We start from the raw sequence: 17,948 nt of genomic DNA, 5'->3' as shown, positions 1-17,948 counted from the left end.
ACGATGCAAACTGCCTTGGCATCATATGGAGGCAACAGCCTCAGCACAAATTCCCAGGCACCTTATTACCCCAGTGGGGCGCCCCCGCATGCTGGGTCGGCGATCTCGCTGAAGGACCTTCTGCGGGTAGCAATTCGCTACAAATACATGATGGCGGCGATCGTTGCCGCGATCACGTTGCCGGTCCTGGCCCATCAGTTGCTGTCACCGACCATCTACCGGTCCACGGCACACGTTCAGGTCGAGCTTATCGACCAGGTGGGTACCAACCAGGCTGACGTCATCGCTCAGAACGCGCAGCGGGTGGCTAACGCTGTCCGTCTCCACAGTTCGCGTTCAGCTGCAGAGCACGTGATTGAGGACCTCGATCTGCTCAACGATCCGCACTTCAAGAAAGACATGGGCAATATCGGCTCCGGCGACGACGATTTCATCTATCTCGCCATCAACCGGCTGCTCAGCATGGTGACAGTGGCAGCCGAGCCGAACTCCGACTTGCTCGCGATTTCGGTCTCTTCGCGTTCGCCCGAGCTGGCGGCGCGCATTGCCAACCAGATCCCCGCGTCGGTTCGCGCCGTACGCGCCTCAAAGAACAATGAGCTTCGCGCTCAGCTGCTCGCCTCCCTGGAGACCGAACAGCACGAGCGTGGAGAGATTGCCGCTGCCACTGCGCAGAAGGTTGCCGAATTCCGGCAAAATAATCGCATGCTCGTTGGTGCGGGCGGTGCTGAAGACCTGGCCCAGCTCAATCGCATTGCCACTCAGGCAGCGGCCGCCAGCGCTTCGCGCGAAGGTTCGGCAGCGCGCAGCGGCGGGATCGCCGCGGCGGGATCGATGCAGAGCACGGCGATGGCCAGTTCGGCCGGCCTTGATCAGCTTGAACGCCGGCACGCCGATCTCGTGGCGGAGAGCTCGAAGCTTACGTCGAGCTATGGCCCCAACCACCCAGACGTAAAGCGCATCTCGTCGCAGATCGATGCCGTCGAAAGCGCGATGACGGTGGAGCGAGGCAACGCCCAAGCCAATGCTCGGGCGGTTGCGGCCGCTGAGTCCGCCAGGATGGCCCAGATAGCACGCAGCGATGCAGCTGGTGATGCAGCGGCCGCCGCACGCCTCAACGGGATCCTCGCGAGCGTCGAAAGCAAGTCCTACCAAAACGTGGGCAACTCGGTCGAACTCGAGAACCTGGTTCGCGAATCCACGCTGGCTGATGAATCATACAAAGCCATCGCCGCGCGCGTTGAGCAGGTGCGTGCCCAGATGCAGGAAGAGGGCGTTTCATCCTCGATCGTCTCGCCGGCCGTGCCCAACCTCGACGCCATTGCTCCGGCGCCGCTCAAGTATACGATAATCGCCTTCCTCGGCTCGGGAATACTCGCCTTCCTCCTGGCGTTCCTGCGCGACTTCCTGGATGATCGCCTGCGGACATCTGCCCAGATCCGGAAGTACTTCGGGCTCCCGACCTTCGGCATGCTTCCGCTGCTAGAGCGGGACCAGCCGGCCGACGATCCGAGCGACAGCCCGGTCATCGCCGACCCGCAGTCGCTCTTCGCCGAAGTATCAAGGTCGATGTATTGCGAGATCCGGTCGCTGCGGCAGAAGCCGGGATCGCAAGTCGTGCTGGTCAGCTCTCCCTTGCCGGGAGATGGCAAGTCGACTGTCACCCTGACACTCGCCGCGGCAGGCCTCGCCATGGGCGATCGGACCCTGGTGCTCGATCTGGACCTGCGCAAGCACGGCTATCTGCAACGGTTGCAGAATAATATCGATTCACCTGACCTTATCGATATCATCACGGGCCAGGCCGATATCGATGGGTTGCTTCCCTTGCCTCATGAGGGAGCAACCGACGACGACGGCGAATTCACCAACGCTCCGAGGATCGGCCTCCTGAGCGCCCATAACCCGGTGGAAGAACCGGCGGTGCTGCTGTCCTCGCCCAAGTTGGCAAAGTTGCTCCGCGATCTTCGGGAGAAGTTCGACTTCATCGTCATCAACGCCCCGGCGACGCTCGCCGTGCGCGACGCGCGGGCGATGGGGCAGTTCGCCGACCAGACGATCATGGTGGCCCGTTGGGGACGCACGACCATCGAGCAGATGGATGCATCCCTCGACCTGCACCACTATGCCGTGTCGGGCGTCATCTTCGACCATGTCGATTATGCCGAACACGCGCGGCTCCGGTATGGCGATTCCGTCCAGTTCTACGTCGACTCGTCGGACTACTACTCGGATGACTTCGAACATCCGCAAGGCATCGTCACACGGGCACGCAACTGGATGCGACGCCGGCGCCGGCCAGAATGGAATGAACCTGAAATGGCCTGATCGGCCGCGCTCGATGGCTTCCGCGTTCTCTCGCTTGCTGGCGGTGATCCTTGGGGTCGCGTTGACCCCGATCCAGTTGCTGCTCGGACTGCTTGTCCTGCTTTCGCTGGGTCGGCCGGTCCTATTCAGGCAGGTCCGTTGCGGGCGTCTTGGCGAGCCGTTCGTGTTGTACAAGTTCCGTACGATGCGGGACGACCGCGACGAAGCTGGGCGCCTATTGCCCGACGAGCAGCGAGTCACTGCAGTGGGTGCATTCTTACGCCGGAGCCGCCTCGACGAGTTGCCTGGCCTCCTGAACATCGCACGGGGCGAAATGGCCTTTGTCGGACCTCGCCCGCTTCTGCCGATTACCATCGAGGAACTCGGCGACAAGGGCCGGAGGAGAGGCCTGGTAAGACCGGGGATGACCGGCTGGGCCCAGGTGAATGGCAACACTCTCCTCTCGTTAGACGAGAAGGTGGCGCTGGACCTCTGGTATATCGATCACGCCGGTCTCTGGCTTGATCTGACGATCCTGCAGCGAACGGTTCTCGTCATGATCGGCGGTGAGCGGCGGACCAAAGTCCTGCGCGAGGAAGTGTCGCGCTAACGCGAGCCAGCGAGGACGCGACGCAGGCTAATTTCGTCGAGGCTGGCTATTCTGAACTCTGCTTCGTGCTCCGCGGTTGGTGCAACGCCGTCGTGAACTCGCCCGGGCCGGAGGATCTGTACGGTCTTCCACCCAAGGGCTCTTGGGGCGATGAAGTCCTTTGAGCCATTATCCGCGATATAGACGTGATCGGAGCCGATACGGCCGGACCATTGCATGACTTCGCCGTAGGCCCTGGGATGGGGCTTGCCATAGCCGTCGGGCCATTCGCCGGTCAGCACGATCTTATCGATGAGCTTATCGAGACCCAGGCTTACGACCTTGTTCCGCTGCATCCTTGCGGGGCCGTCGCTGATCAGGGCCGTCGGCAATCCCGCGACGTGTTCGAGGAACGCCACCGTATCTCGCGGCAATTGGATCGAAGGTTTATGCGATCGGTAAATATCGACAAGCTCTTCGATCAAGTCAGGGGTGGGATGGTGCCCGCACTCGGCTAACGCCTGATCGAAAATGCGTCCTCGCGAGCCGGCCTTGAGCAGCCTTTCACAATGAGAAGCAAAGTCGGAAACGCCGAGCCGATTTTCGAGGTGGGCGCCAACTGCAGCAAATCCGCTGCGCGCGAAATCACTCTCATGGAAGAGCGTATCGTCGAGATCGAGCACGACGACTGCGGCATCAATCTCAACCATCGAACACCGCCGCATCATAGCGCAGCATCGTCACCCCTTCGCGCCAGTCGTTGGATGCGCATTCGGGTTGCCCGAGCACTCCCGCTAACAGGCTTTCAGCAAACCTGGCGCCGGCATGGTCCGCCAGCGGATAGCCGCCACCAAACCGCGCGTTGATTTCAAACACCCTTGGCCCCTTCGCCGGGTCAACAATGAGTTGGAAGCACATCGCCCCTCGCGGTCCCGGCAGGGCGGCGACCACACGTTCTGCGATCTCCCAGAAGGCGGAGTTGCGTTCGGTACGGCCTTTCTCGACTTCACCGGCCCGCACTGAAAGGCGGATGTGCGGTACCGCGGACAAGAGCTTGCCATTGCGGTCAACGTAGATGTTCACGGTGTATTCGGGGCCGCGAAGGAACTCCTGCACGATCATGGGCTCATCGTATTCGGCGCGAATATCTTCCGGACCTTGCAAAATCCCGATCCCGCGGCTCGCGCTTCCTGCGGATGGCTTGATGAATGCGGCGAAGGGCCAATCGCCTGGCGACCGGCGGACTTCTTCTGCCGTTGCGGTCCGTGGCACCGGAGCCCCAGACTTGGCCAGCGCCTCGATGGTTTTCAGCTTGTCGCGTACGATATCGATCGTCTCAGCAGAGCTCACGTGGACCAGTGTGCCGGTCTGAGCGAAGCGATCGCGTGCTTCTGCGAGAGGGGGAAGTTCGGGATCGATTGTCGGGACCAGAAGATCGATCGACTGCGTCACACAGTACTCATGCAGGGTGTCGATATAGCCGGGGGCCGTGCACCTCGGGACCGCAAACCGGGCGTCGGCAGTTCGGCATGCCGGACTGAGTTCCGGATCGAGGTCGCAGGCGTGGATTTCGCAACTTGTGTCCAATCGCGCGGCTGCCGCACGGAAGCACTGCGCAAGCTCAACCCGGCGTCCGGCGGACGTGAACAGAATACGCAGCGGCCCGTTCCTCATTCGGTGACCCGAACCTCCAACGAGTGAGCCGGGCTCGCTCCCGCAGCGACGGCTTCTTCCCGTGGTCCGAGCAAGTCCCGCACGAGATTGTCCCACTGCCTGAAAACTACGGCGGGCGCGTAACGCTGGACCGCTTTGGTTGCCCCGTCCCCTAGCCTGACACGAAGAGCGCTGTCCGACATCAGATGCTTCAGACCTGCTGCGAGCGCCGCCGGGTCCTCGTTGCGGACAAGCCACCCGCTTACCCCGTGGTCGAGCATTTCCTCCGGCCCAAAGTCGCAAGCCGTCGCAACGATCGGCAGGCCGGCCGCCATCGCTTCACCCAGGGCATTGGGAAAGCCCTCGTAGCGGGAAGAGAGGACGAACAGGTCGGCATTGTCGAGCCAACCGCCCGGGCGGGGACTGATGCCACGCATGTGGACGCTCTCGCTCAAGCCGAGGTCGGAGATTTGCTGCTCCAGTGCCTCCAAATCGTGTCCGGAGCCCCAGATGTGCAAGTTCCATCCGGGGAAATCCGGCAGAGCCCTGGAGAACGCGTCGATCAGGAGGTCGAATCCCTTCTGCTCGGTCAGGCGTCCCACGGCACAGATATCCTTGCCGGCCGTTTCCGGCCCGGTCCTATCGAGACCGGCAAACGGATTGGGAATGACCACCAACTTGTCTGCGACGGAGCGGGGAAAGCACCTCTTTACCCCTTCAGTCTGGCAAACGATGGCATCCGCGCGCCGATAGGCCGCGGGGAGCAGGAAATTCCAGAGAGGGTGCACTTTCTGCCGCTCAGGGTTGTTCCGTTCGCAGCAAACGAGGCCTGTTGGGAGACCAATCGAAGCAATCGCGGCGAGGAGATTGTTCTTTGTCAGGAAGGATATGAGCAAGTCGGGCGGATCGCGGCGCAGGGCTTTGCGAAGGGCAAAGGTCTTGCGGATCGCGCCCGTAAGGCCACTCCCGGTGGTGTCACCGAGCCGCTCGACGGCGACATTCGAAGGCAGCGGATGGAAGACCGCATCCTCGGCATGGTCGAACGTGATGATCGAAAGACGATAGGGCGTGTCGCACCAATGCGCCGCAAGTTGGGCGATGACGCGCTCCGCGCCACCGGCCCCAAGGCCGGATGTCAGGATAGATATGTGGTGCGACGGCACAGCTGAAACGTCGTTTCTCCGTTTCTAACAACGGCGTTTCTAGCATGGGAGAGAGAGCTTTGAGGATAGTCTTCTGGTCTAACCCTTCTTAGAGGGGCGAGATCCGGGCGCGTCGTCACCTTGGTTCGCCCAGCTGGGAACGTAAGCCACTGGGATCGCATGGCCATCCAGAATGATTACGTCGTTATAGCGCTCGCCAGCTGCGCTTCTCCGCCTCAACATCGGTTGATTTGGAGGGCACTCGACCGATGAGCGACGTGGACGCCAAGAGCGACGAGCTGCGCAGCGGCACATTCGTCAAGGCCGGGCTGGTCATTCTGGGCGTCATGCTCGCGGGGATCGCCGGACGCCTCCTCTCCTATCCGCTCAATCGTGACGAGAACATGTTCGTTTCGGTAGCGAGCCAGTTGGGGCAGGGCGATATCTACCGCGACTTTGGCTACAACCACCTGCCCAACATGCCTTACCTACTGGGCTCGGTATACTCGCTGACCGGGACCGGTACTTACCTCTTCACGGGAAGGCTGGTTGTCCTAGTTGCCTGGCTGGCCTTGATCGCAATGCTCTGGCTTATCGCCCGGCGCCTCAACGCCGGCCTGCCGGCCTTCCTCGCCTGTGCCTTCCTGCTGACCGGCAACGTTCTGTTTCTCGGCCCGTCGGGCATGCTGGTGAGCAACACCTTCATTCCGTTGCCGTTCGCGTTTGCGTCCTACTACTTCCTGCTCGGCGCCATGGATGAGGGGCGAACGTCGCCGGTTTCCGCCTTCTGGGCAGGCCTGTTCGCCTCTCTCGCTGTCGGCTTCAAGGTGAACTACTTCTTCCTGGCGCCAGTCATCGCTCTGGTGACAGTCCTTGCTCCGCAAGCGCGGCCGCTTACCCAGCGCATAGTCAAATGCAGCCTGCCCCTGGCAATCGGCGGCGTCATTGGCGGGCTCCCGGCCTTGATCCATCTTGCCAGGGATCCCGACGCCTTCCTGGCCCACACCTTGCGCTACTTCACCGAGCTGCAAAAGGCTTACTGGGGTAGCTCAACCGACCCGCTGGTCACGGGATTGGCCCAAAAGACGCTTCTGGCCGAAGAGATTTGGCTCTCGAACACCTACCTCCTGGCCATCGCGGGCCTGGTCGTGCTCATCGCCATGGTGTTGTGGGAAAGGGGCTTGTGGGCGGGAATTCGACAGATCGCGTCGTGGAAGGTGATTTTGCCCGCGGCTTTTGCCGGGTTCGGCTTCATTGTCGCGTTCGTGCCCGATCCGGCATTCCCGCAGTACTTTGCGCTGCCTCTGCCCTTCCTCGTATTGGCGATGATCGCGTTGGCCGGTTCGCTTGGCGAAGGGGAGAGAAGGGCTGCAATGCCGCTTTGGCTGGCTCTTTCACTGATCGCCATACTCGGATCCGTCACGCGGATCGGACCAGGCCTGCTCCAACTTGCCCGACCCGGCCATTGGGAGCCTCTCGCGCTGCATCGAGATATGCGCGACCTAGCTGGGAAAGCCGGACTGGATGGTCGGGCGCACGTGGTGACGATGACGCCGGTAATGGCACTTGACGGGGGCTGGCAGATCTACCCGGAGTTCGCGGCTGGCCAGTTCGTCTATCGCGTTGCACCCTTCATACCGGCTGACGACAAACCTTACTACCGGACGACCTCAGCGGCCGAATTGCCCGCGTTTCTTGCAAGCAAACGGCCCGACGCGATCCTGGTCAACGAAGAGGAGCCCATGGAGGGCGCTCTTGCCGCATTCGCGGTGAGCCACAATTATCGCGAGGTCCCCGGGCGGGAGGGGCGAGACGTCCGGCTGTACGTTCGGCCCGACTGACTGACGATTTAGGTGGGGCGCTAGCCCGTTGGTACACCGATTGTCTAAAGCTGCCTAACCCCGATGCCCATTTAGAAGCATCGGCCCGGTTCCGTAAAATCGACAGGTATTTAACCACGCGACGCGCGGAGATTTCCGTGCATCGGAGGGCCAAATGAAGGTAGTCTTGCTAGCGGGCGGACTTGGTTCACGCCTCGCGGAAGAAACCGTCCACATACCGAAGCCCATGGTCGAAGTCGCCGGGCGGCCGATCATGCTTCACGTGATGGATATCTACGATCACTGGGGGCACGCCGATTTCATCGTGGCCTGTGGCTACAAGGCCCTATCGATCAAGAGCTTCTTCCAGGGGCTGCACCTGATGACCAACGATTTCACCGTTGGCATCGGCAACGGTGAAATGGCCCTGCGCCCAACGTCAAAGGTGGACTGGCGGGTATCGGTGGTCGACACCGGTGTTGCCACCATGACCGGTGGCCGCATCCGTCGCTTGCGCGACTGGCTCGACGACGAGACTTTCATGGTCACCTACTCCGACGGAGTGGGGAACATCGATATCGAGGCGCTGCTGGAGTTCCACCGCTCGCATGGCAAGCTTGCGACCGTCACGGCCGTGCAGCCACCCGCCAGGTTCGGCAATCTGGAGCTGGACGGCAACCAGGTCGTGGAATTCACGGAAAAGGTGCGCAAGCACGAAACCTGGATCAACGGGGGCTTCTTCGTCTTCGAACCGGGTGTGCTCGATTACCTGACCGGCGACGACGAGCCGCTGGAGCAAGGTCCGCTGACAAACTTGGCGCGTGATGGCGAATTGATGGCCTTCATGCACAAGGGCTTCTGGCACCCCATGGACACCGTGCGCGATCGCGACACGCTGAACAAGCTAGGCTCCGAGCCGCTGCCGCCGTGGATGGATTTCGAGAACGGTCAGGCGATCACCTCGACAGATTGGCAGGCGAAGGCCGTCAATGCCTGAACAAGCGATCTGCCATGACGCCCTGGCAGCTCAATTTGCCGGCAAGCGGGTCCTTGTTACAGGCCATACGGGCTTCAAGGGAGGCTGGCTGTGCCTCTGGCTGAAGGAGCTGGGGGCCGAGGTGACGGGGATTGCCTTGCCGCCTGCTGAGGGTCCCTCGCTGTTCTCAGCGGTAGGCCTGGCCGACGTCATCGATCATCGCATCGGAGACATTCGCGACGGGGCGGACTTTGGGCGGGCCTGCGAGGGACTGGAGCCCGATCTCGTTATTCACATGGCCGCACAATCACTCGTGCGTCCTTCCTACGCTGATCCTGTGGACACGTTTCGGACCAATGCTGTCGGAACGGCTGTGGTGCTGGATCAAGTTCGGCGGATGCCAACCGTGCGCGGCGTGGTCGTCGTCACCAGCGACAAATGCTACGAGAATAACGAGTGGCCCTGGCCCTATCGCGAGATTGACCCGATGGGCGGGGCAGATCCTTACAGCGCTTCCAAGGGATGCACGGAGCTGGTCGCCAGCTCCTTTCGGCGATCCTACTTCAGCGATCCCAAAGGTTGCCAGATCGCCACGGTACGCGCGGGGAATGTCATCGGTGGCGGCGATTGGGCCGTAGATCGACTGGTCCCTGACATCATCCGAGCGACGATCGCCGGAACGGCAGTCGCCATTCGCAACCCTGCCAGCGTGCGGCCGTGGCAGCACGTCCTCGAGCCCTTGTCGGGCTACCTCACGATCGGTGCCTTGCTGCTCAGCGATGCCGCACCTGACTTCGCGGAGGCGTGGAACTTCGGCCCGAACCCGGACGCATTCGTCGATGTCGAGACTATAGCCCGAATTCTACAGAAGACCTGGGGGCCAGGCGCTGCCTCTATCGCATTCGGCAAGCGGACCGACGACCCTCACGAGGCCGGCATGCTCACGCTCGACAGCAGCAAGGCGCTTGGCCGGCTCGGCTGGCGGCCCAGGCTCACCACCGAGCAAGCGATTGCCATGACCACCAATTGGTATCGCGCTTTCGCGGATGGCTCGGAAAACATGCGGTCGCTAACCATCGAACAGATCGCCAGCTTCGCGGCATCTGCAGAATTGTCCTCTCGTGTTCAGGAGAAGATCCAGGCATGCGCGTGAACTACGGCCAGACGGTCCATGGCGAAGAGGAAATCGCCGCTGTCGTGGAGGTGCTCCGCACATCCACGCAGATGGGGGCAAAAGTGCGCGAAATGCAGGAACGCGTCGCGGCGCTGTTCGCCAAGAGCCACGGCATCATGGTGAACAGCGGCTCGAGCGCGAATTACCTTGCGATGGAGCTGCTCAACCTTCCCGAAGGTAGCGAGGTCATCACTCCCGCTTTGACCTTCGCGACGACGGTTGCACCGATCGTTCGCGGGCGGCTCGTACCCGCCTTCATCGATGCGGCAGAGGGCACCTACAACATCGACGTCGACAAGATCGAGGAACTGATCGGCCCGAAGACCAAGGCCATGATGATCCCGTCCTTGATCGGCAACCTCCCCGATTGGGATAGAATTCGCGACATCGCCGATGCGCACGGCCTGATGGTGATCGAAGACAGCGCCGATACCCTGGGCGCGACGATACGCGGCACCAGCACCGGAACTCGTTCACACATCAGCACGACGAGCTTCTACGGTTCGCACGTCATCAATGCCGCCGGCAACGGTGGCATGCTGTGCGTGTCGGACGAGGAGCTTGGGCGTCGCGCGCTCTTGCTCCGGTCATGGGGCAGGACTTCGTCGCTCTACGTGGATTCCGAGAGCATCGAGAAGCGCTTCAACGTCGAGCTCGACGGAATCAGCTACGACGCGAAGTTCCTGTTCGAAGAGCTTGGCTACAACGTCGAGCCGTCGGAAATGGGCGCTGCGTTCGGGTTGATCCAGCTCAACAAGCTGGAAAACAACATCGCGGCGCGGGAGCACAACTTCAAGCGCCAGTACGACTTCTTCAAGGCGTACGAAGAGTGGTTCATCCTTCCCAAGCAGCTGCCGGAATCGCGTACCGGCTGGCTGGCATTCCCGATGACGATCCGCGCCGATGCGCCGTTCACCCGCCGCGAGCTGCAGATCTGGCTCGAGGAACGCGATGTGCAGACCCGTCCGGTCTTCACCGGCAACATCCTGCGCCAACCCGCAATGAAGTCGGTCGTTTCGACTACTTCCGCCGATGGTTACCCGGTGGCTGATGCGGTCATGCGGGGCGGTATCCTGCTCGCGTGTCATCACGGGCTCGAAGAAGCTCAACTCGACTACATGCACGAGTGTTTCGAAGCGTTCGTCCGCGAGCGTCTTTTCAATCCAATGCAAGAGGCCGCAAATGCTTGACCCGCAATCCGTCGAACGTGTCGACCACGCCACGCTTTCGAGCTGTCGCGCTTGCAAGGCACCGGACCCGTACCTGTTCCTGGAGTACGGCTCGCACTCGCCAGCTCAGATGCTCATCCGGCCTGAGGACATGGAACGCGAACAGCCTTCCTTTCCACTGAACGCGCACGTGTGCCTCGAATGCGGGCTGATCGCGGTGGCGGACCAGATTCCGGAGAACTTCTTCTCCCATTATCTCTATGTGCCTTCCGGCGCGGCCACGATGCAGAGCCATTTCGAAGGCTTCTCGCGCGTCATCGCCGAGCGGGCAGGGACGGAAGGGCTTGTTGTCGATATCGGCAGCAATGACGGATTGCTGCTCGCCGCCTGCAATGCCCTTGGTTGCAAGACACTGGGCATCGATCCAGCTGAGAACATTGCCGAGTTGGCTGCTGCGAGGGGGGTTCAGACCCACATCGACTACTTCCATCGGCAATCGGCAAACGAAGTGAAGGCAGCGCACGGTCGCGCCAAGGTCATCGTCACGACCAACACCTTCAATCACATCGGCGACCTGCACAGCTTCATGGATGCCGTCTGCATCCTGCTTGCCGAGGACGGTACCTTCATCATCGAAGTACCGCGCGCGAAGGAAATGCTCGAACTGGCCGAGTTCGACAACATGTATCACGAGCATGTTTCGGAGTTCAGTCTCCTGTCGATCGCGAAGCTAGGCGCGTTCTTCGGCCTCGAAGTCTCCGACGCTCAACGGCTGCCCAACATCCACGGCGGCTCGATGCGAGTGTTCCTGACCAGGAAATCGGCGGGGTACCCCATCAATCCCCTGGTGGCCGAAATGCTGGACGAGGAGGCTGCCGGCGGCATGCTCGACCAGGCCACCTATGATGCTCGCGTTGAACGCTTCGATGAGACCGGCATGCGGCTTCGCGAAATGCTCGACGACCTCAAGGTGCAGGGCCTCCGGATCGCCGGATATGGCGCTTCGGCCCGCGGCAACACCATGATCACCTACTACGGGATCGGGACGCAGTATCTCGACTTCCTGGTCGACAAGAACCCGCTCAAGCACGGCCTGTTCTCGCCGAACCTGCGAATTCCCATCAGGCCGGTGGAAGCCATCGAGGAAGAAAAGCCGGACATCCTCTTCATGCTCGCGTGGAACTTCTTCGACGAAATCAAGGAGCAGCAAGCTGACTTCCGGGCGCGCGGAGGCAAGTTCCTTGTCCCGTTCCCGGAGCCACGGCTGGTCTAGAAAACCCGGGGGCGGGATAGCGCGAAATGGAAGGGTCAGTCTGTCTCGTTACAGGTGCTGCGGGCTTTATCGGCTCGCACCTGACCGACCGGCTGATCCGTGAAGGGGCAAAGGTACACGCGGTCATCCGGCCAGGATCACATGTTGGGCGGATCGCCCGCAACGCAGACAAAATCGTCATCCACCGTGCTGATCTCGAAGATCGGGATGCGGTTAGAACTTGCATCGAGCGGGTCCAGCCAGAGATCGTTTTCCATCTCGGTGCGGAAACGCGGGCGGGCACACAGGCATCGCCTGCGGCAGCGCATCTCTCCGTAAAGCACCTCGTCGAGCCCCTGATCAGTCTGGTCGAAGCGCTCGAGGGTCTCAGTGTGCCGCCAGCTGTCGTGGTGCGCGCGGGCAGTATCGCCGAATATGGCGACGTACCGCTCCCCTATCTTGAGGGCGTCCGCGAGGCCCCGCGAAACGCCTACGGTGCGGGTCTTCTTGCCGGTACGCAGTACCTCGAGATGTTAGCGGACAAGCTTGCGTTTCCGGTCATCACCGCGCGGCTTGCGCTCACCTATGGGCCTGGCCAGTCCCACAACTTCCTGCTTCCCGCATTGGTCGAAGCCTGTCTCGCTGGGCGCGATTTCGACATCAAGCGGCCCGAAGACCGGCGCGATCTGATCCATGTGGACGACGTCGTCGACGCTCTGCTGCTGGTCGCGAAACAGCATGATCGGGCTTGCAGACTGGTAAATATCGGCACGGGTGTCGCGCCCACGATGCGACAGGTGGCCGAGACTGTTGTGACACTGATAGGCAGCGATCCGCAACGACTGCACTTCGGCCCGGCTCAATCGCCGTCGACGGAGTTGCGATCGGATACGTCGCTCGCCTGGCAAGTATTCGGGTGGCGAGCCTCGCTTTCGCTCGAAGAAGGCCTGGCCAGGCTGCTGTCGGTCGGGGATGGGGATCACTTAAGAGCGGGGCATGGCAGTGGCTGAGCGCAAGACACTCGTTTCGGTTCTGGTGCCGGCCTACAACGAGGAGGCGAACGTCGAACGCGCCTATGCGGCGATCGTGAACACGTTCAGCAAGCTCACAGACTACGACTACGAGATAATCGTCACTGACAATCACTCGACGGACAGGACGTTTGAACTGCTCGAGGGCCTCGCCAAGCGTGATCCGAAGCTCAAGGTCATCCGCTTCTCACGCAACTTCGGGTACCAGCGCTCGCTCCTGTGTGCCTACAAGGCGGCTTCGGGCGACTGTTCGGTCCAGCTCGATTGCGATCTGCAGGACCCGCCGGAGCTGATCCCCGACATGTTGCGTCTCTGGGGGCTGGGTAACCAGGTCGTCTACGGCATCCGCAGGTCCCTGGCGGACGGCTTTCTCGTCGCGTCGTCGAGACGAACTTTCTACCGCTTCATTTCCTGGATCAGCGAGGACGATCTGCCGGTCAATGCCGGTGAGTTCAGGCTGGTTGACCGGCGCATCCTGAACGAGCTGCGTAAGGTCGACGATACCACTCCCTATCTGCGCGGACTGATCAGTTCGATGGGGTTCTCCCAGATCGGACTCGAATACGATCGGGCCGACCGGATTGCCGGAGAAAGCAAGTTCCCCATCAAGTCGATGATATCCCTGGCAATCGATGGAGTGCTGAACCATTCGCTTTTGCCGCTGCGGTTGGCTTCGATCGCGGGGATCGTCATCGGGATGCTCAGCCTGGTGCTGACATTCGTCTATATCGTGGGGCGGCTACTGCTCGGTCAGGAATGGCCAGCCGGTTTTGCGACGACCACCATCCTCTTGCTGATGTCGATTTCGATCAATGCCATCTTCATGGGGATCATGGGCGAATACATCGGCAGGTTGTTCCTTCAGGCAAAGAACGATGCCCAGCCGATAATCGAAACCAAAATCAATTTCGCCGAGACTGCGACGCTGGTGCCTTTCCGCGAAAGACAATAAGCCGCGTCAATACATAGAACGATCCAGAGTAAAAGCAGATCGCGGCAAGTTGTACGATTGCGTTTTCCTCGTAACCTAGCCGTCGGCCAATGGCGATGACTGCAAGGTTTATCCCGTACGCAGCCAGGAAACACAGCGCGTAGAGCGCGGCTTCCAGGATCGTCGCCTTGGAACTTGTTCGGAAAGTCCAGCGACGCTGCAAGGTATAGGCAATCGGGAAGCCGAGAACGAAACCAGCCAGGTTTGCCGAATAGTCGCCAAGCCCGGCGGCCAGCCCCGTGAGGATGATCGCATATCCGATCGCCGTATTGAGTATCCCGACCAGGATGAACCGCCCGATCGCCGCAAGCTCGTTGCGTAGTTCATCGCCGTCGATTTCTAGCAGAGCCATGCTCTCCAAGTCCCCGGTAGCTGTAAACGCGAATGACGAAATCCGTGTTTAGCCGTTCAATTCGTTTGCGCCACCGGGGCTTGAGATTGGCAGGATCCTAGGCGGGATAGGGGGGAGTTTCCCGCCTCAGGAAGCAATGGCAATCAGGCTGTCGGACTTGATCCCCTCGACGGCCCGCCGCGCGGCGTTCGGAGCTGCGGCAATTGTCGCGCAGACCGCATTGGAGTCCAGGCCATGATTGACCGCCCAGATCGCCGCCTGGGTCCGATTTTGGACCATCAGCTTGCGCAGGATTGCCTTGACGTGGACCTTGACGGTCGCCTCGCTGATATCGAGCCGATAGGCGATGACCTTGTTGGGGTAGCCCATGATCAGGCACCGCAAGGTTTCGATTTCTCGTTCCGAAAGCAGCGAAGCCAAGTCGGCTTCAACCTTATTGTGGTTGCTGTTCATCATCCCGCCGTGAGGCAGATGCTCAATCAACTGGCCAGGGAGAACCTTTTCGCCCAACGCCACAAGCTTGAGGGATTCCAGCAAACACTCGCAGGCGATCTCTTTCAGGATGTATCCGTCGGCTCCAGCTCTGACAGCTTCAATCATGATGTCGAGCTCGAAGGTGTCGCTAAGCAACACCAGCCTGGACTTGGGGAACGCCTTCCGCAGCGCGACAACTTCGTCACGCAACTCGGTGGCGGCGCTTACATCGAGAAGGATAAGTTCTGAAGCGGTGCTGGGGAGTAATTCTCCACCATCGCCAAGTAAAGCATGGCTGCTTTTGAAAGATCCCTCAACGATGAACTCCCTCTCGTCCAATATCCTTCTGAGACCTTCGCTCACAAGTGATGTAGAACAAATAAGTGAGACACTGATATTTTTAAGCTCGTGCATACCGGGTACCTTCTCTCGGTAAAAAGAAGTACGCGACCCAGGATACAGTGGACGTTTCTTGCTCTCGTTCGGCTAACCGGATGACCGGAACCGTTGAAGTCTTTATAAATTATTGACGCCCCCGGTGTCGAGAAATTTGCGGCATCGCAAAAAACCTGTGCAAAGAGGTCGAGGCTCTCCCTTTTGGCTAAGCCCAAAAAAATCATTCATTCCATGAGCATGCATGGTGGAGCGCGGTTCCTGTTTGTCGGGCAAACTATACTAAAGGGGTAGACCGGGTAGCGCTAACCCCGTTGTACATTTGTTAATTCGTTGTATATTTGCGACACTTAATGGTGCCATTCTGGCACAGAAGCGTCGTGCGCGCCCAAAATGGCGCAATGTTCATCACGATGGTGATTCGTTTCACCTGAAAGCTTGAGACGTCATCTCGGGGGCCATTCACCTGGGCTACTGCTCAGCTACCGATCGAGCAGTCCCTCAGAGCACTTTGGCAAACTTGGCCGCATCAACGTTGCCGCCAGTAACCATAATGGCCGTTCGTCCGTCGAGCGCGACCTTGCCGGCAAGTGCAGCAGCAAGAGCTGCTGCTCCGCCTGGCTCCACCACCAGCCGCAAATGAGCGAAGGCGAAGCGCTGTGCTTCGGCGACCTCGGCTTCACTGACCCGCAGACCGAATGGGCAGCGTTCTTTTAGAACGGTGAAATTGATCGGCCGGGTTGCCGGGGTCTGCAAGGCGTCGCAGGCGGTGGGCGGGGCATCGGCAGCGACGCGCTGGATGGTACCGGTTTCCAGGCTGCGGCAGACATCGTCCCAGCCTTCCGGTTCCACCGGAACGATCTTCGCGGACGGGCAGGCGAGGGCAAGACCGGCGGCCAGCCCGCCTCCGCCGCAGGGTGTTACGATCCGATCGGGTTCGCCGCCAAGTTGCGCAGCGATCTCGATGGCGGAACTGCCCTGGCCTTCGATCACCCATGGGTCCGCGTAAGCATGCACCAGCGTTGCGCCCCGCTCGGCGACCAGGGCCTGGGCGATTTCGTCCCGATCCTGCTTGTAGCGATCGTAGGGCACGATCTCGGCGCCCATGGCCCGGGTCCGGTCGAGCTTAACCGAGGGTGCGTCACTGGGCATGACGATAGTCGCGGCGATGCCGAGCCTTCGCGCCGCCCAGGCGACTCCTTGGGCATGATTGCCGCTGGAGACGCCAACCACTCCACGTGCGCGCTCTTCGTCTGAGAGATCGGTCAGTCGATGCCACGCCCCGCGAATCTTGAATGCGCCGATAGGCTGAAGGGACTCAGCCTTGATCCAAACCGGCGTGCCGCCGATCTCCGTCATGAGCAGCGGCGTCTGCGGCAGGATCTCTGCCACTTTCGTCGCGGCGCGAAGCACGCCCTCTCTGGTTGGCGTGCGCATGTTGGCTGTCTCCGTCACAGCCTTGCCACGTGGCATATTTACTAGCGGGCCTCCAGCCTCTAACGGGCCCGTTTTCTCGGGGAACCGCTGTTCAACGCGGCCCGTTGCCTCACCGACATGCCGGAGGACTCTTCATGACCGACGCCGCGATCAACGACACTCGTAAAGCCGAGTTGCTTTCGACTGAGGTCGAACACATCGACATCACCAAGTTCGACGCTCGCCCGCTGATCGACGCCATGGGCAAGATGAGCTTCACCAGCCGTGACCTTGCCCGCGCGACGCGCATCTACAACCAGATGCTCGGCGACAAGGATTGCTCGGTGTTCCTGGTCATCGCCGGCTCGACTTCGGCGGCGGGCTGCATGGATCTCTATGCAGAGCTGCTGCGCAACAACATGGTCGACGGCATCGTCGCGACTGGTGCCACGATCGTCGACATGGATTTCTTCGAAGGCCTCGGTCACAAGCACTACCAAGCGCTCGAGATCCCCGACGACGACACGCTGCGCTCGCTCTACATCGACCGCATCTACGACACCTACATCGACGAGGAAGACCTCCAGAACGTCGACCACACGATCTTTGAGATTGCCGAAACACTGGAACCCAAGGCCTATTCGAGCCGCGCGTTCATCCGCGAGATGGGCAAGTACCTCGTCGAGCATGGCAAGAAAGAGAACAGCCTGGTCAAGCTCGCCTACGAGCATGACGTGCCGATCTTCTGCCCGGCCTTCACCGACAGCTCTGCAGGCTTTGGTCTGGTGAAGCACCAGGTCGACGCGATGAAGGCGGGCAGGCCTTACCTCACGATCGACTCGATCGCCGATTTCCGCGAACTGACCGACATCAAGATCGCGGCCGGCACCACCGGCCTGCTGATGATCGGCGGCGGCGTGCCCAAGAACTTCATCCAGGACACCGTCGTCTGCGCTGAGATCCTCGGCCACGATGACGTCGAGGTGCACAAGTACGCCGTGCAGATCACCGTCGCCGACGTGCGCGACGGGGCCTGCTCGTCCTCGACGCTGCAGGAGGCCGCGAGCTGGGGCAAGGTCAACACCGGGATCGAGCAGATGGTCTTCGCCGAAGCCGGCTCGGTCATGCCGCTGCTGGCGTCGGACGCCTACCATCGCGGCCTGTGGAAGGATCGCGAGAAGCGCCGCTGGGCCAAGCTGTTCGCCTGAG

At 60.9% G+C, this 17,948-nt stretch carries 16 protein-coding genes; 10 read left to right on the top strand and 6 right to left on the bottom strand.

What is annotated here, in order from left to right:
• Window positions 1-150 precede the first annotated feature (150 nt).
• Together ASD76_RS06110 and ASD76_RS06105 are read left to right on the top strand one after the other, a co-directional pair.
• Window positions 151-2,328: a GumC family protein gene (locus ASD76_RS06110; protein WP_235506529.1), complete on the top strand. Its 2,178-nt coding sequence runs from the start codon at window positions 151-153 to the stop codon at window positions 2,326-2,328.
• Window positions 2,329-2,341: 13 nt separating this feature from the next.
• A complete protein-coding gene (locus tag ASD76_RS06105) occupies window positions 2,342-2,917 on the top strand; it encodes a sugar transferase (protein ID WP_055919901.1) in 576 nt (191 codons plus the stop codon).
• Here ASD76_RS06105 and ASD76_RS06100 read toward each other — a convergent pair.
• Genes ASD76_RS06100 through ASD76_RS06090 form a run of 3 tightly spaced genes read right to left on the bottom strand, consistent with a single transcriptional unit; the run spans window position 2,914 to window position 5,712 of the window.
• A complete protein-coding gene (locus ASD76_RS06100) occupies window positions 2,914-3,579 on the bottom strand; it encodes an HAD family hydrolase (RefSeq protein WP_162249639.1) in 666 nt (221 codons plus the stop codon). The two genes, ASD76_RS06105 and ASD76_RS06100, sit on opposite strands and share 4 nt — an antisense overlap.
• A 19-nt stretch (window positions 3,580-3,598) precedes the next feature.
• Complete coding sequence (locus tag ASD76_RS06095; protein ID WP_055919894.1) at window positions 3,599-4,570, bottom strand: ATP-grasp domain-containing protein; 972 nt, start codon at window positions 4,568-4,570, stop codon at window positions 3,599-3,601.
• Window positions 4,567-5,712, bottom strand: coding sequence for a glycosyltransferase family 4 protein (locus ASD76_RS06090; RefSeq protein WP_055919891.1), 1,146 nt, complete (start codon window positions 5,710-5,712; stop codon window positions 4,567-4,569). The genes ASD76_RS06095 and ASD76_RS06090 overlap by 4 nt, the downstream gene beginning before the upstream one ends.
• 248 nt (window positions 5,713-5,960) lie before the next feature.
• Between ASD76_RS06090 and ASD76_RS06085 the strand changes: the two genes are divergently transcribed.
• From ASD76_RS06085 to ASD76_RS06055, 7 genes are all read left to right on the top strand, one after another.
• Window positions 5,961-7,532 carry a hypothetical protein gene (locus ASD76_RS06085; protein ID WP_055919889.1) on the top strand — a complete coding sequence of 524 codons (1,572 nt, stop codon included), beginning with the start codon at window positions 5,961-5,963 and terminating at the stop codon, window positions 7,530-7,532.
• Window positions 7,533-7,686: 154 nt separating this feature from the next.
• Window positions 7,687-8,508, top strand: coding sequence for a glucose-1-phosphate cytidylyltransferase (gene rfbF, locus ASD76_RS06080; protein WP_055919886.1), 822 nt, complete (start codon window positions 7,687-7,689; stop codon window positions 8,506-8,508).
• Window positions 8,501-9,640: a CDP-glucose 4,6-dehydratase gene (gene rfbG, locus ASD76_RS06075; protein ID WP_055919883.1), complete on the top strand. Its 1,140-nt coding sequence runs from the start codon at window positions 8,501-8,503 to the stop codon at window positions 9,638-9,640. The genes rfbF and rfbG overlap by 8 nt, the downstream gene beginning before the upstream one ends.
• Window positions 9,631-10,851 (top strand): DegT/DnrJ/EryC1/StrS family aminotransferase, encoded by a 1,221-nt coding sequence (locus ASD76_RS06070; RefSeq protein ID WP_055919880.1) that lies wholly within the window; start codon window positions 9,631-9,633, stop codon window positions 10,849-10,851. The genes rfbG and ASD76_RS06070 overlap by 10 nt, the downstream gene beginning before the upstream one ends.
• Window positions 10,844-12,103, top strand: a complete 1,260-nt coding sequence (locus ASD76_RS06065) for a class I SAM-dependent methyltransferase (protein WP_082553625.1) — start codon at window positions 10,844-10,846, stop codon at window positions 12,101-12,103. Before ASD76_RS06070 ends, ASD76_RS06065 begins: the two co-directional genes overlap by 8 nt.
• 26 nt (window positions 12,104-12,129) lie before the next feature.
• On the top strand, window positions 12,130-13,092 hold the full coding sequence (locus tag ASD76_RS17840) for an NAD-dependent epimerase/dehydratase family protein (protein WP_082553624.1): 963 nt from the start codon (window positions 12,130-12,132) through the stop codon (window positions 13,090-13,092).
• On the top strand, window positions 13,079-14,065 hold the full coding sequence (locus tag ASD76_RS06055; protein ID WP_055919875.1) for a glycosyltransferase family 2 protein: 987 nt from the start codon (window positions 13,079-13,081) through the stop codon (window positions 14,063-14,065). Before ASD76_RS17840 ends, ASD76_RS06055 begins: the two co-directional genes overlap by 14 nt.
• On the opposite strand, the gene ASD76_RS06050 is transcribed toward ASD76_RS06055, so the two are convergent.
• From ASD76_RS06050 to ASD76_RS06040, 3 genes are all read right to left on the bottom strand, one after another.
• On the bottom strand, window positions 14,016-14,456 hold the full coding sequence (locus ASD76_RS06050) for a GtrA family protein (protein ID WP_156457558.1): 441 nt from the start codon (window positions 14,454-14,456) through the stop codon (window positions 14,016-14,018). The genes ASD76_RS06055 and ASD76_RS06050 overlap by 50 nt on opposite strands.
• A gap of 126 nt (window positions 14,457-14,582) precedes the next feature.
• Window positions 14,583-15,344, bottom strand: coding sequence for a LuxR C-terminal-related transcriptional regulator (locus ASD76_RS06045; RefSeq protein WP_082553623.1), 762 nt, complete (start codon window positions 15,342-15,344; stop codon window positions 14,583-14,585).
• 480 nt (window positions 15,345-15,824) lie between these two features.
• Window positions 15,825-16,760: a threonine/serine dehydratase gene (locus tag ASD76_RS06040; protein WP_235506525.1), complete on the bottom strand. Its 936-nt coding sequence runs from the start codon at window positions 16,758-16,760 to the stop codon at window positions 15,825-15,827.
• Between the two features lie 134 nt (window positions 16,761-16,894).
• Here ASD76_RS06040 and ASD76_RS06035 point away from each other — a divergent pair, with 134 nt between their 5' ends.
• Window positions 16,895-17,947, top strand: a complete 1,053-nt coding sequence (locus ASD76_RS06035) for a 1,9-bis(guanidino)-5-aza-nonane synthase (RefSeq protein WP_055919864.1) — start codon at window positions 16,895-16,897, stop codon at window positions 17,945-17,947.
• Window position 17,948 lies beyond the last annotated feature (1 nt).

Source organism: Altererythrobacter sp. Root672, assembly GCF_001427865.1.
Lineage (GTDB): Bacteria > Pseudomonadota > Alphaproteobacteria > Sphingomonadales > Sphingomonadaceae > Croceibacterium_A.
Note: the sequence above shows the minus strand (reverse complement) of the source record. Positions and strands in the feature narration are given on the sequence as shown.